Raw genomic sequence first — 15,746 nt, 5'->3', positions numbered from 1 at the left:
ATAAACTGGGTGTAAAGTAGCATGTTTTCAATTAATAACTGAATGTGTCGGAAGCACTAAAGTAGCCAAAAGCACCTCACTTGGTATTAGTGAGGTGCTTTACCTATCAAGAACTATATCCAGCAGATATGATAATGAGATTTGGTTAGCTGTAATGTTAACAAGGGGCTTTTTAGAAAATAGCATCCCGTTTACAGTCCAGGTTCCTGTTCGAATCCATTCTATTTTTCTGAAAGATGGAGAGTTAGGGAATTTTGGGAACGTGTATGGAGAGCACACCCTTCCCAAGCCCATAATCTGCTCTTTATCATTCTTAATAAAAACATAATCGTCCTCTTCCATCTCATGACAAAATTGATATAAAGCTGAAGTCTCTATATAAGGTACTTTTTTTGAGCTATAAATTTGCCGGTAACTATTCCATATTTCTTTTCGAGATGAATAGTTTTTTACATTCCCAAGCTTCCCATGATTGAACGTAAGCATGCCTTCTTCAAAAAAAGAATCGGTATTAACTCCAGTTTGAATAGTGTAAATCCAATATTTCTTTTTTTCTTTCGACTTATAGGCTTCTTTTTTTACACCATTTTCTTTTTCAGTTTCAGAGTGTGTATCGTATACATATTGTAAAAAACAGTTGATCTCATAATATATCGGCAATTCAGTTTTCCTACCTACAATATTTAAATACTTATTTAATAAATAACTTTCGTTGATTAGTTTTTGGTAATGGTAAATTTTAGAGCCAATGGTATATGTACTCTGCAAGGATGATGCTTCTTTAAACAATCTTTCTAATGCCATAATCTCTATATTGGTAAATCGGCAAAAGAAGTTAGGGAAAAGATAATGAATCAACTCACCGATTTCTTTATGACCAAAACCGATTAACCTTCGTATAGGGTCTTTGTAGAAGCTGTCTAAACGTTTATCAATACTATCGTCACCAAAAAGAAGATCTAAAAAATATTGTCTATAGCGTTCGATCGGTGCTTTTTGTTCAGTAAAGAAACTTTCCACTGGCAGAGTTGTTTGTAAAAAAGACGATTGCTTTCTAAATTGTTGGAAATCCTCCCAGTTCATAATCGACAAATGTTCTTCTTTTCTAAAAGCATTGAAGAACTGATATTTTGATTTTTGATTTTCAATGTCTCCAATCCAAACTTCTGCAACTCGACTGTACAAAAACAAATATATATCTAGATAATCATATTTCACCAAACATTCCACTGGTCCGGGTGTTTTCCAATAAGTATTTAATATTTCATCCTCATCTTTTTCAAGTGCCAGTACCTTAATATCCTCTATTTTAAAAATATCCAGATTCTTTAAACCCCAGAGCTTCCTGACAAACTTTAATGGCAGTGGCTCTCCCTGTTCTATTACATCTAATGTAATGATAATTTGATTGTACATGGTAATTGTATTTACCTTGCAAATGCAGATAAAATCAGTATGATCACAATAGTATACTTTGTCCCCTTGCTTCATTTGATTTATATGAACAAGTTCATACATATCTAAATGATAAGTAATGGTGTTTGTATGTACATTCTTTGATTCACCACGTAGAATCCAAGTAGACACGATGAACACACCTCTCCCTCAGTTGCTCCTTTGTATACTGTATTACTGTTTTTATAAAACATTCAAAAAAAAGAAGTGCCAGCGGTAGCACCTCTCTTTTAACTTAAAGATTATAGCCTAGAATGGACGCTTTATAGTAAAGTTCTTGTGCTTTTTCCGAAGTTTGGAAAAGTGACAAGCATCACATACTGCATATTTGAAATCAGGATCCAACTTCTTCCCGCATTTGGTGCACTGCTTTGTCCGCATTTTGACATCTGTTTGCAGTCGTTCATGCACTTCATCACTAAATGATTCTCTTATTCTTTCCCAATATGTTGCTTCCGTCCTTCTGTCCAATCTATATAAAAACAGCAAATGAAGACCGATGGATTTATAGGATAACTCCACATTCTCCAGGCTATCCTTATTCATGAACGGCTCCGGCAGTTCTTCCCTTGTGACAATCGCTTCCATTGTTTGCTGCCATTGGTTTATTAGGGTCTGCTCTTTTGTAGAAAATGGTAGATGTAAAAAACCATACAAATCGTTAACCGTCAGCCTAGCTTCAATGATGGTGTCTTCAATTGTCTCATACAAAATTTGTTCCTCGCTAAGGGTGGCCTTCTCTGTACCCGCAGGACTTTCGAACTTATCCCATAGCTCAAAGAAATGACCAAGCTTGTTTGAGTACTTTTGAAATCGCTCTAATATCGAACTAGTTGGGGCAATCGCAAAAGTGTGTACCTGACGATCTTTCCCACCTATAAGCTTTTCCATTGCTTTAATGTCTCCTGTAAAAGCAACCTTCCCAACCTCATACATTCCTTTACGGCCAGCCCGACCGGCAATCTGCTTTACTTCTTGTGAGGTCAGACGTCTACGTCGCGTACCATCAAACTTCTCATTTTGCAAGAAGACCACTCTTCTAATCGGTAAATTCAAGCCCATCCCGATTGCATCTGTAGCAACGATTACCGTTGTTTCTCCATCAATAAAACGCTGCATCTGCTTCTTTCTCGTCTCAGGAGGCATGCTTCCATATATCATGCTGACTTGATGACCGTTGTTCTGAAGAATCGATGCCGTTTCTAAAACCCGTTTACGAGAAAAACAGACAAGTGCATCCCCTCTTTTTGTATCCCTAAGAGTGAATGGCCGATCTTCAACTTGAAGAGGTGTATCCCTTGTATATTCGTTAATTTCAATGTCCGCATTTCCTAAAAGCTGCAGTACCATTTCTTTCATACTGAAGCTACCAACAATGTGTACTTCATCCGCATTGGCCTTTGTAATAGCTTTGTACCAAGAAAAACCACGGTCCTTATCCGCAATCATTTGTGCCTCATCAATTACGATAACTTCATAATGATCTTTTTCATAAAACATTTCGACCGTGCTAGAGAAATGGGTAGCTCCTAGAGACAACTTCTCTTCTTCCCCAGTTTTAAGTGAGCATGGCACTCCATCAGAATTTAATGTGTCATAGACCTCCAAAGCCAATAGCCGTAATGGAGCAAGGTATAATCCGCTTTTCGCTTCTTTCATTTTCTGCAAAGCCTGAAAAGTCTTTCCTGTGTTTGTTTCTCCAATATGGATAACATACCGTGTGCTCCTACCGTTAGAAGGAATATACTCCCTTCCGAAAATATCGTCTAACATCCTTTCCTCTTCTTCTTGTTTCCGGCGGATCTCTGCCAAAATCTCCTCTTCTTTTCGTTTCCGATCATTAATATCTCGTTGCAAATATTGCTCGTGAATTTCTAAGTTAAAAGGTTGCTCTGCAAGCTCAAGCAGGTCCGTAATAAATTCATCTTGTAGTTGTTCCATATAATCATTGACCATTAAGTAAAAAGAGTTTGCAAGTAACTTTCTAAGCTTAGATACTGTAAATTCTTCAGAAGTCACGGTATCGTAGTCTGTTAAAATTTCTTTAGGAAGCTCATTTATTATAAGGCCGGGAAGAAAACCAAACAGATAATCCGTAATCCTTTTTTCATAGTAAAAATAATATGTTTCATACTCCAAATATTCTTCATAATAATCAAAGCTCTGGTGAACAGCACCTGTCAGCTCACCGAAAAAACCCTTCAAAGTGTGATAGTCTGATGCATCCATAGGGCCTGCCTCTTTTAACACATCTTCTCTTCTGTAGGATTCTGTTTCTTCAAACTTCGGGTTGTTCAACAAGTCATCTCTTACTTTCTTGGCTACAAAGTGCCTAACATATAAGAAGTAGTTCGCTTGATTTTCTTCCACTATCTTATGAGCAGCTTGATCAACCTTATCTGTAACAGCATCCATTCGAAGTTGCAAACGTTTTTCTTCCATTCTTTTTTGGAAATCTTTACGGGCCTGGATGTATTTTTCTGCCCATACTGACGGATTCGTATATGAGGATTGCCGTAACCACTCTACTGCATGAAAAGGTTCATATTCCCGCATTTCATTTTTAAACAGTTGGTTGATGATTTTTTTGTCAACCCCTTCTGTTTCAAATCCGCATTCACTCAAAATGTGTTTTTTCTCTTTTCGTGCAACATCATTAGTTACTTTATTAAGCCATACATTGTACCAAATCTGTTCCACATAATGCTTGCGGTCTTCCATATATTCTGCAAAGGTTGGAAGGTCTTCTTTCGTTTCAAAATATTGTTGAATATCTTCTTCTATCTTGTATTTTGTTAAATCCAATGAAGTAGAATGAATAATGGTCAATTTGTCCATAGTGGAGTCTCCTTTATATATGTTTAGAGACTTTAGATGTTTGACTTAATACATGTCTAAAAGCTCTAGTATTTGTTTAGCTGGTATTGCCAATCCCTTGTTTTCCTCTGTTGTTGCATATACCACTCCTACCACTAGTCCATCCTTTGTAAGGACAGGACTCCCGCTGTTACCTGAATGAACAGGAACATCAATGAGTAAAACCTCCGATTGTAAAGAGGAACGAATCATTTCTCCAGAAGTACCCTCATTTACTATAAATGTATGTGCGAGTGGGTTTCCAATAATATATATAGGTCTATTTGGTTTAACTTTTTGCTCACTTAACCGAAGGGAGGAAAGCTCCTTTTTAAGTTCAACAACCTTCAATAGTGCAAGATCATTTTCAGGATTTTCCTTAAACATTTCTGCAGAGTAAATTTCTCCATTTGAAAAGGAAACCTGTATATCTTTCATATTATCGATAACATGAAAGTTTGTAACAATTATTCCAGCAGCAGAAACGACAAACCCTGTTCCTTTTCGCCCATTTCCGTTAATGGTTACAACCGCTTCTTTCCATACCTGTATATCACTATCTTTTGATAATTCATGGGATTTTAACAAAAATTGAATGGATGGGATATTCATGATACGGGGAAAGATGCCCCAAATATTCACTAATAGGGCCAATATGATAATAAGTGTTATGTACTTTATTGTCTTTTGCCGTTTTTCTTTTTTCCTTGCTTTTGTTGCTAATTCTTCTTCGGTTGTTTGGAAATCCTCCAACGAAGGCTCCCCATACTCCTCTAATTTTTCATTTTCGTCCTTCTTCACTGCTCCACCTCTCTTCCCAAATTTGGTGTTTCCTGCAACATATCATAAGAATATTCCCTTGTCACGAGTTGTATCTTATATTTCTAAAACAGAGTAAATAATAGGAAAAAATAGTTGTTGACATTTTAACATACCGAGCATATAATTTATCTTGAAGTTATAAATCTTGAATTAAAGATATTTTACTAAAAGGGAATTTAGGAGGAATTTTATTATGGCTAAAACAGTTTGGAATGTTGACAAATCCCACAGCACAGTGGACTTTTCGGTGAAGCACATGATGTTCGCTACAGTAAAAGGTGGATTTCATGAATATGATGCAACAATCGTTGCTGATCCAACAGATTTAACAACAGCTGATATTGAGTTTATTGTGGATGTGGCAAGTATTGATACACGCAGTAGCGACCGTGATGCTCACCTTCGCTCTGGAGATTTCTTTGATGTGGATAACCATCCAAAAATGACTTTCAAAGCTACAACTATTGAAAAAACAGACGAAAACGAATACAACGTAACAGGAGATCTTACTCTTCGTGGGACGACAAAATCAGAAACATTCTCTGTTGTATTTGAAGGAACTGGTCAAGACCCTTGGGGAAATGAGAAAGCAGGTTTTGCAGTAGAAGGAAAACTCAAGCGCAGTGACTATGGCTTGACTTGGAATGCTCCACTTGAAGCCGGTGGTGTACTTGTTGGGGATCAAATAAAGATAGCACTACAATTACAAGCTGCTAAAGGATAAATAAAATAAAAAGGGAATTGCTAAAAAAATAAAAGCAATTCCCTTTTTTGTTTATTTATTAATTTCTTCCCAAATTAAAACCGCTACTTGCAAGCATGTTATAGAGGGGAAATCAGTGGAAAAAGAAGCGTCCATATACAGTTTAATATGCCTTGCTAATTCGTCTACTGAATCAACTTCATCTAGCGCATCTACAATTTTATCAATTTCATTTCGGTATCTATCTTCCCCCGCTCCCATCGCAAGAAGGTCCATCGGATCCCATTCATTGATAATCTGGATGACAATTTCTTGTTTTTTTATCTTAGACACACCAATAAAACTTTCCATCTATAACACCTGCCCTAATTAGTTTGAAAGAGCCTCATAAAATTTATTTGTCAATTCTATTGTGTATCTGCTTCCACCTCTGTCAATCACATCCTCAATCAACATTGCTGTCAAAAATGTCGGGTTCTTTTGATCGTAAGATACCCATAATCCGTTTTCCAATCTTTCTTCTTTATTAATCTCAGCAGTACCGGTCTTTCCTGCAATCTCACGTCCTGGTACATTTGCAACACTAGATTTCCCTTCTGTAACAGTCTTTCTAAGATTATCCTGAAGGAGTTTTGCGTTCACAGGCGACACAATATCCTTCCATACTTCAGAAGTTTCTTCTTCTAACAGTAATGGCTTCATCATTGACCCCTCATTTACTACTCCACCGTAAATGCTTGCAAGGTGGACAATGTTCAATAAAATTTCGCCTTGGCCATAAGCGGTGTGGGCCAACAGGACATCATTGTCGAAGGAGCCTGAGTTGGAAATTTGAGAGTCGCTTACAGGTGGATAAGCGAAAGGAAGTTCTTCCCCAATACCTAATTTCGCCAATCCTTCTTCAAAATCCTCTTTTCCAATGTCTATCGCAGCCTTTGCAAAATAAATATTGTCTGAGTTGTTCAATCCACTAACTAAATCTACTTTCGTATCGTCTTCATATACCCTGGTTACTTTACTGCCCCCGATATCCCATTGTTTTTCTGGAATGTCATATTGGTGGTTTGGGTCAAGCTTGCCGCTTTCGAGACCGATTATTGAAGTTAGGAGTTTCATGGTGGAGCCTGGGGAGTACGTACCACGGAAGCGATTTTCACTAGCCTTGATCCCTGCCTCCTTTAACTCATCCAGCCTCTTTTTCTTGCTCAGTGAAGTTCCCATAGTAACAGTGTTTGGGTCATATGCCGGCGTACTCACAAGACTTAACACCCTTCCGGTACTAGGGTCAATGGTAGCTGCATGCCCTACATCATCTTTCATGACATCATACAATTTCTGTTGCATATTCGCATCAATTGTCAAGGTAATGTCTTTACCACGTTCTGGCTCTGTTCTCGCAATTGTTTTTTCAGTGCCATCTTCTTTTACTTGGGTTACTTCCAAGCCTTTCTTGCCTTTTAATTCCTTTTCATATAATCCTTCAATTCCGGTAACACCTAATCTATCACCCTGCTCATATCCCTCATAATCTTCTAAATCTTGCGCAGTAGCTTCAGCTATATAACCCACTAAATGAGCTGTTGCTTCTGCAAATGGATAAACACGTTCCATCGACCTTCCATTTGTAACTCCTTCAATTTCTATTAATTGTAAAACTAAATCCCTCTCGTCTTCACGGAAATCTTTGATAGGCATGGCATAATGAGGCTGTGCCCAGCTTAACGTATAAAGACCTGTTATTTCTTCTTCTGACATATCAATCATCTCAGCAAGTTTTGTTAAATCTCTTTCTGCATTAAACTCACCTGGAACAATTTGCAAATTCATTACTTCCTCATTAGCAGCAAGCTTGTTCCCGTTGCTGTCTAAGATTTCACCCCGTGTCGCTTTGGTGTACTCAATCACAAATTCATCTGTCAAATCATATTCCGGAAAAATAAAACTTGGCTCCCATTGGATATACCAATCTTCGTTTTCCTCTTCATCTACTACTTTATCCATGACAAAATTCACTTCGTAATCTATTTTTCTAGCAAATGTGTCATACGTGATCTTACCTGGGATAGTGACGGTTTCTTGTTCTTCCCATTCGATATCTTGATCTAACACTTCTATTTTTAAGTTTTCCATTTCAAAAAGGTCATAAACCTCTTTATGTTTATCTTCAAAAAGTTGCAGCGGTACGTTTTCTTTTGAATCTGATTGGAGAAATTCCTCGTACATACTGGAGAAATCTTGTTCCTCCCATGTGGTTATGTAGTCGTTTAATACTTCATAAGGATTGACGGGTTCTTTTTGACACCCGGCTAGTATCATCGACATAACTATTATAAATACTATCTTTTTCAATGAAGCCCCCATCCTCTCTTGTCCGTTTAGTTAAAGGATACATGAATTTCCAATTTGATAAAAGGAAAATGATTCTATTGTTTCTTGGAATAGCCAGCATAGCATCATATAAATATTCTTGATTGTAAGAGTTGTCTTAAAACCATTTTGAAGACCTAAGGGAAAGCGGTTGTTAATAGAGAGAGGTCCTCATAAGCTTCATGAAGACTTCTATGAGATAGTTTTTAGCAGAGAGAGGTCCTCATAGCCTTTATGAAGACCTCAGTGAGCCAGTTTTTAGCTGAGAGAGGTCCTCATAGCCGTTATGAAGACCTCAGTGAGCCTGTTTTTAGCTGAGAGAGGTCCTCATAGCCGTTATGAAGACCTCAGTGAGCCAGTTTTTAGCAGAGAAAGGTCCTCATAGCCTTTATGAAGACCTCAGTGAGCCTGTTTTCAGCTGAGAGAGGTCCTCATAGCCTTTATGAAGACCTCAGTGAGCCAGTTTTCAGCTGAGAGAGGTCCTCATAGCCGTTATGAAGACCTCAGTGAGCCTGTTTTCAGCTGAGAGAGGTCCTCATAGCCTTTATGAAGATCTCAGTGAGCCTGTTTTTAACAAATAGAGGTCCTCATAGCCTTTATGAAGACCTCAGTGAGCCAGTTTTCAGCAGAGAGAGGTCCTCGCAGCCGTTATGAAGACTTCTATGAGATAGTTTTTAGCAGAGAGAGGTCCTCATAGCCTTTATGAAGACCTCAGTGAGCCAGTTTTCAGCAGAGAGAGGTCCTCATAGCCTTTATGAAGACCTCAGTGAGCCAGTTTTCAGCAGAGAGAGGTCCTCATAGCCTTTATGAAGACCTCAGTGAGCCAGTTTTCAGCAGAGAGAGGTCCTCATAAGCTTCTTGAAGACTTCTGATTCAAGGATATTTTAAGAAAGAGGTCTTCATTTCCAAGTTTAATAACAACTAGTGCAAAAGCAAACCTTCCCGTCCCTCTTGTTTCCTAAAAAACAAAAAACCCCTACCGAAAAAGTAGAGGTTGATGTCTGCTTAGTGTCCAAACCAAGTATCTGCCAAAATCTGATAAGATTTCAACCTTGCCTGCTGGTCATAAACATGAGTATTCACAATAAGTTCATCTGCTTGTGTTTCTTCTAGTATTGCGGAAAGCTTTTTCCTTACTGTTTCTGCATTCCCAGTAACGGTATATTTCAACTGTTGTGCAACCACATGTTTCTCATACTCGCTCCAAAGCGAGTCCATATTTTCCACTGGTGGCTTCAGTTGGCCTGGATTACCCCGGATCAAATTAAGGAATTGTTGCTGAATTGAGGTTGCTAAATATTCGGCTTCCTCCTCACTATCGGCAGCAATTACGTTCACACCGATCATGGCATAAGGCTTCTCTAAATGCTCAGATGATTTGAAGGAACTGCGATAAATTTGAAGTGCAGGCAACGTATAGTCTGGTGAAAAATGACTGGCAAAAGCAAAAGGGAGTCCTTGCTCTGCAGATAGCTTTGCACTGAAACCGCTTGAACCAAGCAACCAAATCGGAACATCCAATCCTTCTCCGGGTACCGCTTTTACTCTTGTGGTTCCATCAGGGTGAAAATAAGAACGCAATTCCGCTAATTGATTAGAAAAATCGTCTCCACTTGTTCTGCGTTCCCTTCTAAGTGCCGCCGCAGTCAGTTGGTCACTTCCAGGTGCCCGGCCGAGGCCTAGGTCAATTCTTCCAGGATATATGGATTCTAATGTCCCAAACTGTTCTGCTATGACAAGCGGGGCATGATTAGGTAGCATAATGCCCCCGGACCCAACCCTTATCGTTTTTGTTGCGCCTGCTATATGACCAATCACAACAGAAGTGGCAGAGCTTGCAATTCCTCTCATGTTATGGTGCTCGGCAAGCCAATAGCGGGTAAATCCTAGTTTTTCCACATGCTTTGCAAGTTCCACACTGTTTTTAAATGAAGTTTGAGCAGTACTTCCTTCTACAATTGGGGCCAGATCCAAGACAGATAGTGGTACCTGGTTATTTCTTACGGTCATATTTATTCTCCTTTCTTACTTTGGAGCCTTATCAAACTCTTCTTTTATATTTTTTAATAGCTTTTGTTTGGTTAAAAGTTCGTAAGCGGTCGATGCCATTGCTTTAGCTCCAAGGATCATTGCCTCTTTTCCTTGTTCACTCAATGCAGCGTCACGGAATTCAGTGGTATGGCAACTATATAACTCATTACAAATTTTAATGTACGGATGAATAGAAGGAACTACTAGACTTACATTTCCCATATCTAGTGAACCAGATCCGTCTCTATTTTCTATAATCTCTTCAGAAGACACTCCTAGCGAAACCAACTGTTCTGTAAAGATATCGGACAGTGTTTCATTTGTAACCATGTTATCGTAGGATAATTCATAGTTGGACATTTTCATTGTTGCACCAGTCATCATCGCTGCGCCTTCTGCTATTGATTTCACTTTTTCTACCAATTCATTCACATAACTGCGTGTTTTGGCACGTACGTAAAATTGAGCGACAGCATAATCCGGCACCACGTTGGCCGCTTTTCCACCTTCAGGAATAATTCCATGAATGCGTGTATCGCTAGTTACATGTTGTCTTAGCGCATTAATTCCATTAAAAGTTTGAATCACAGCATCTAATGCATTAATTCCTTTTTCAGGGTTTGCCGCAGCATGGGCAGGTTTCCCGAGGAATTCAAATTGTATTGCATCCATTGCAAGCGAAGACCCACTCTTCACATAGGAATGCAGTGGATGAACCATCATGGCAACATCCAAGTTATCAAAAACACCCTGCTCCGCCATTGTCACTTTGCCGCCTTTAGTTTCTTCGGCAGGGGTACCATAAACAATAACTTTGCCGCCAGTTCCTTGTAATACTTTACTAGTGGCAATGCCGGCTGCGATACCCATCGTGCCTATTAAATTATGGCCGCAAGCATGGCCGATCTCAGGAAGGGCATCATATTCACACATAAATCCGATAGTTGGGCCCGGTCTCCCACTGTCAAAAACAGCCTCAAAAGCAGTTGCCAGCCCACAAATCCCCAATCGAACATCAAATCCGTGTTCTGAAAGTTTGTCAGAAAGAACTTTGGCTGATTTGAATTCCTCATGTCCAAGTTCAGGGTTTTCTCCTATATATGTACTTATCTCATAAAAGTCATTTTTGTTTGAATCAAGGAAATCTGTTATGATTTGCTTCATTTATTAATCCCCTTTGGACAATTTATTTAGTGAATGGAAATATAGTAACATGAAGTTTATTTAAATAATAATTATTTGCCTCCAATAAGCGAAGAGAGCTCTCCAATTAATGGAAGCTCCCTCTTCATTATACTCTTCTCATTTGAAAAACATCTAAACCATTTTTCCATAGTGTCTGCAATAGAGCCACCTTAGGGGAAAGTTCTGGTTTTGGTTTCTTGCCCTTTCCAATACGTTTTAACTGGTTACTATACCATGTCAATTCTAGCATAGCGGTTTGATCCACTAATTTAATTCCTGTCTTTCTTGGTACAAGTTCAATAGATTCCCTTTTCCCTTGTAGAAGTTCTTTAGGAAGGTAAGGATAGACGGCCATTGGACGAGCTAATCCCACCATGGATGTTGCTCCTTCAAGAATCGCTTCCTTCATTCCACTTAACGTTCTGAATCCTCCTGTTACAACGAGTGGTGCTTTTGATACCTTCCTAGCTTCTGCTGCAAACTCAAGAAAGTACGCTTCCCTTCTTTTGGTTCTCTCTTTTACATTCATCCCTGTCATTTGTGGACTTTCATAAGAACCCCCTGAAATTTCAATTAAATCTATTCCCAGCTGGTCCAATGATTTAATAACCTTTAAGGCTTCTTCCTCTGAAAATCCGGCTTTCATAAAGTCCGCAGAATTTAGTTTAACTCCTATCGGAAAAGAGTCACCGACTTTCTCTCGAACCTCTTTATAGATTTCCACCAGAAATCTCATTCGGTTTTCGAGTGATCCTCCCCATTGGTCTGTCCTTTTATTATGTCGGGGTGATAAAAACTGACTGATAAGATAACCATGGGCACCATGAAGCTGAACACCTGTAAATCCTGCTTTCTTGGCAATTTTTGCTGTGTTGGCAAAACGTTGAATGATGTCGATTATTTCTTCTTCTTGCAGCTCCCTCGCTACAGGGAAGTAGCGTTGAAGTTTTGGATCAAATTCTACTTTGGACGGGGCAACAGCCTCTTTTACAATTCCTTTAAACACTTGCTTCCCCGGATGATTGATTTGCATCCAAAGATGAGTTCCGTTCTTTGTTCCTGCCTTTGCCCAACTTTTCAATAAATCTAGATCTTGTTCATTTTCGACTACGACATTTCGGGGTTCACCTAGTGCACGTTTGTCGACCATGACATTGCCTGTCACAACAATGCCAGCTTCACTTTGTGCCCAAGTTTCATATAGTCGGACCAGTTTTCTTGTGGGTCTATTGTGTTCGTCTGCCATCCCTTCGCTCATCGCTGCTTTAAAAAATCTGTTTTTTATTTCAACTCCATTTGGCAACAACAACTTGTCATGTAACTGTGCCATTCTTTTCCCCCCTACTCTTGTCCTAACATGGATATGAAAAAATGGTTGGAAGACACTCCAACCATTTACTCTATTTGTTAAATTAGTATCTTAACGCACCAGCACCTGCGATAATCAAGATAATGAAAAGCACTACAATCAGTGCAAAGCCTCCACCATAATTTCCACCTGACATACAATTCCCTCCTTCACGTAGACTACAATACAATTTATGCATGATACTCGTCCTACGTATAGGCTATGGAATGTTTTTTAGGCAGGGAATGTTCTATAGTGGTTTATGCCCAATTACCTTGGCGGAACAACGGTACTCTTTCGCCGTCCTTAGTAATACCGTCAATATCCATGTCGCTTGATCCAATCATGAAATCAACATGGGTAATACTTGAATTCGCCCCAGCTGCTTCAAGCTCTTCTTCTGACATCTGTTTGCCACCTTCAAGTGCGAAAGAATAAGCATTTCCAATCGCCAAATGATGAGATGCATTTTCATCAAATAACGTATTATAAAAAATAAGATTTGTATTGGAAATCGGAGAATCATGTGGCACAAGTGCAACTTCACCTAAATAGTGTGATCCCTCATCTGTTTCAATCAATTTTTGAAGTGTTTCATGGCCTTCTTCCGCTTCAAATGAGACAATTCTTCCGTTCTCAAAAGTGATAGAAAAATTATCAATCATGTTTCCCCCGTAGTTCAATGGCTTGGAACTTCTCACCGTACCATTTACTCCTGTTTTAAGTGGAGTGGTAAAGACTTCCTCGGTTGGCATGTTGGCTATAAAGGCTACACCGTTTTCGTTAATGCTCTCAGGTCCAATCCATACATGTTTTTCTGCTAAATCAATTGTCAAATCTGTACCTTCAGCTTTATAGTGTAGGGATTTAAACTTTTTGTTATTGAGGAATTCCACTTTCTCACTAAGTTTTTCTTTGTGTTCCATCCACGCTTTGACAGGATCCTCGAGATTTGCTCTTGTTGCGTGGAAAATAGCTTCCCACAATTTTTCTTCTTGTTCGTTTTCCGATAAATCAGGGAATACCTTTGCGGACCAGCCTTTAGACGGAACTGCAACAATAGACCAGCTGATTTTATCAGCCATGACCATTTTACGATAGCCTTTGGTTGCTTCACCTGCTGCCTTTTGTAAGTTTGCAATTTTAGAAGCATCCACACCTTTTAGCAAATCTGGGTTTACAGAAGTGATAGCAAGCATTGCTGCTCCTTCTTCATATGCTTTCTCAAACATTTCCGCTCTCCAGCTAGGGAAATACTCAAAGGACTCTTCTGGTGCTTCATCGTAACGGATTCTTGTCACTTGCTCATCTGTCCATTCAATCTGAACGAGCTTTGCACCTGCTTCGTATGCTTTTTTTGTTACAAGCCTAACGAAAGGTGCTGTTGCGATGTCAGCGTTTACAATTAGGGTTTGGCCTTTTTGTACATTTACTCCGACTTTGACGGCAAGTTCAGCGTATTTTTCCATGGTTGTGTGAAGATTACTCATTATTATGTATACCCCCTAAGAATTTTCCTATGTTCCCAAAAAATATCACGTTCCCATCAATTTGTCTAGTTTTCTAGAGGAAAAAAGGCAGTGACCATAGTTGGTCCTGCCTTTAAATAGCTTGTATTATTTCAAAACCGTACTGACTCTCGGGAGGTTTGTATTGAAAAGTGACATACCATGTTTGAATCCTGCTAATCCATACAGCATGCTGCTCCAGTCAATTAGGGTTACTTTTGTTGGATACCAGCGGTTTGGTTGTTCGAGATGCCACCAGGAAATACGGTGCAGTCCGTATTTGTAAGCCGCTTTAAAGTTTTCTTCGTCCTCTTTATCTTCTGGGTTAGAGTACACATCATATGGAATGTGCAGGGAGTATTGAGCGTACAGGTCATAGATCCCTGCAGGATACACCGGCAGATAACCTCCAATAATGTAGGACGAGGCAATATTGTGTGGGGCATCGTTAATTCTGTCAGCATGGTATCCGCCGAATAACCCGTCATTCGGGCCTGCACCATACCCCCATATATATGAAGGAACATCTTCGAGCTCTTTCCATTTCATTCTGTCAGCCAAACAAGCATTTTTATAGTAGTCCAGATAAGTCGTACTTTCTGCGTATTCCGGAACTAGAAAATAAGGAAATTGATGAACGAAGGATGATAAAAAGGCGCCTGGATGATCGTTTAGAACAGCTAATCCACGAAAATCTTCTTGTGGAAGCTCCTTAATTTTATCTTTTGCAAAATTGTTCAACCAAAGTGCCTGGATGTTTTCATCATGAGGTTTCCCTAATAGAGCAAGATAAGAGACCATTACATACTCATTATAGGCCGGTAGCGGTGCAATCCCTTCCCCGTCCTTTGCTATCATGTTAATGACACCTTTATCTTTGTCTGCAACTACGATACTCCAATCAATAGAGTAAAGCAGTTTTTCAGCCATCTCCAGAATCCTTGGCTCTTTTTTTGCAAAATGATTTCCTGCAAATAAAGCTCCCGTTAAAAGTAGAGTCGTATCAATGGTAGAAAACTCCGAATCAAGGTTCTCTCCTGTTTCCATATCGACGAAATGGGCAAAGAAACCAGATTTATCATCTCTTGCAACCTCGCAGCCTTCAACTTCTCCAGAAACTCCTTGCAAGGTCAATAGAGCTTTAGTAGAAGCATGATTATCCCAGCCTTCCAAATCTGCAATAGCAAGGCTGATTAGACCGACACCTGTGGCCGCTATGGAACAGCGAAAATCCGGATTTTCTCCAAGGGTCATATATCCATCTGCATAAAGTCCTGTACGTTGATTACGTGAAGCCTCAAATAATGCGTAGGAATCATGAAATTGACGATCAAAAAACTTTTTCACTTTAGTTGGTAGATTATGATATTCATTGGTTGGCATCTCTTTTGCCCCTTTCATCCATTATATGGGAAGAAACTTGTATATTTCATGCTTTTTTATTCGTAATGCAATTCAATTTCTTACTGTA

Annotated in this window: 12 protein-coding genes; 1 reads left to right on the top strand and 11 read right to left on the bottom strand. The window is 39.2% G+C overall.

Going from position 1 to position 15,746, the window contains the following annotated elements; all coding sequences use genetic code 11:
* Positions 1–99: 99 nt before the first annotated feature.
* The 3 genes from FZC76_RS00155 to FZC76_RS00145 all read right to left on the bottom strand — a co-directional run bounded on the left by FZC76_RS00155 (position 100) and on the right by FZC76_RS00145 (position 5,112).
* On the bottom strand, positions 100–1,587 hold the full coding sequence (locus FZC76_RS00155; protein WP_148986261.1) for a hypothetical protein: 1,488 nt from the start codon (positions 1,585–1,587) through the stop codon (positions 100–102).
* A 117-nt stretch (positions 1,588–1,704) separates the two neighbouring features.
* Positions 1,705–4,293 carry a DEAD/DEAH box helicase gene (locus FZC76_RS00150; protein WP_148986260.1) on the bottom strand — a complete coding sequence of 863 codons (2,589 nt, stop codon included), beginning with the start codon at positions 4,291–4,293 and terminating at the stop codon, positions 1,705–1,707.
* Between the two features lie 45 nt (positions 4,294–4,338).
* Positions 4,339–5,112 carry a S1C family serine protease gene (locus tag FZC76_RS00145; protein WP_148986259.1) on the bottom strand — a complete coding sequence of 258 codons (774 nt, stop codon included), beginning with the start codon at positions 5,110–5,112 and terminating at the stop codon, positions 4,339–4,341.
* 214 nt (positions 5,113–5,326) lie between these two features.
* Here FZC76_RS00145 and FZC76_RS00140 point away from each other — a divergent pair, with 214 nt between their 5' ends.
* Positions 5,327–5,857, top strand: coding sequence for a YceI family protein (locus tag FZC76_RS00140; RefSeq protein WP_148986258.1), 531 nt, complete (start codon positions 5,327–5,329; stop codon positions 5,855–5,857).
* Between the two features lie 51 nt (positions 5,858–5,908).
* On the opposite strand, the gene FZC76_RS00135 is transcribed toward FZC76_RS00140, so the two are convergent.
* The 8 genes from FZC76_RS00135 to FZC76_RS00100 form a co-directional block, all read right to left on the bottom strand.
* Entirely contained in the window at positions 5,909–6,187 is a 279-nt protein-coding gene (locus FZC76_RS00135; RefSeq protein ID WP_148986257.1) for a DUF1871 family protein, read from the bottom strand.
* An 18-nt stretch (positions 6,188–6,205) separates the two neighbouring features.
* The gene (locus tag FZC76_RS00130; protein ID WP_187441908.1) at positions 6,206–8,185 is read right to left on the bottom strand and encodes a penicillin-binding transpeptidase domain-containing protein; all 1,980 of its coding nucleotides are present in this window, start codon (positions 8,183–8,185) and stop codon (positions 6,206–6,208) included.
* Between the two features lie 1,023 nt (positions 8,186–9,208).
* Positions 9,209–10,213, bottom strand: coding sequence for an LLM class flavin-dependent oxidoreductase (locus FZC76_RS00125; protein ID WP_148986255.1), 1,005 nt, complete (start codon positions 10,211–10,213; stop codon positions 9,209–9,211).
* 15 nt (positions 10,214–10,228) lie between these two features.
* Positions 10,229–11,398, bottom strand: a complete 1,170-nt coding sequence (locus tag FZC76_RS00120; RefSeq protein ID WP_148986254.1) for a M20 family metallopeptidase — start codon at positions 11,396–11,398, stop codon at positions 10,229–10,231.
* A gap of 127 nt (positions 11,399–11,525) precedes the next feature.
* A complete protein-coding gene (locus tag FZC76_RS00115) occupies positions 11,526–12,749 on the bottom strand; it encodes an NADH:flavin oxidoreductase/NADH oxidase family protein (protein ID WP_148986253.1) in 1,224 nt (407 codons plus the stop codon).
* Positions 12,750–12,831: 82 nt separating this feature from the next.
* A complete protein-coding gene (locus FZC76_RS00110) occupies positions 12,832–12,924 on the bottom strand; it encodes a YjcZ family sporulation protein (protein WP_010199532.1) in 93 nt (30 codons plus the stop codon).
* A 103-nt stretch (positions 12,925–13,027) separates the two neighbouring features.
* Positions 13,028–14,257: an aminopeptidase gene (locus FZC76_RS00105; protein WP_148986252.1), complete on the bottom strand. Its 1,230-nt coding sequence runs from the start codon at positions 14,255–14,257 to the stop codon at positions 13,028–13,030.
* A 126-nt stretch (positions 14,258–14,383) separates the two neighbouring features.
* Positions 14,384–15,658 (bottom strand): hypothetical protein, encoded by a 1,275-nt coding sequence (locus FZC76_RS00100; protein ID WP_148986251.1) that lies wholly within the window; start codon positions 15,656–15,658, stop codon positions 14,384–14,386.
* Between the last annotated feature and the right edge of the window lie 88 nt (positions 15,659–15,746).

This window comes from Sutcliffiella horikoshii, from assembly GCF_008180725.1.
In the GTDB taxonomy this organism is placed as follows: domain Bacteria; phylum Bacillota; class Bacilli; order Bacillales; family Bacillaceae_I; genus Sutcliffiella_A; species Sutcliffiella_A horikoshii_B.
This window is presented reverse-complemented; position numbering and strand designations above follow the sequence as displayed.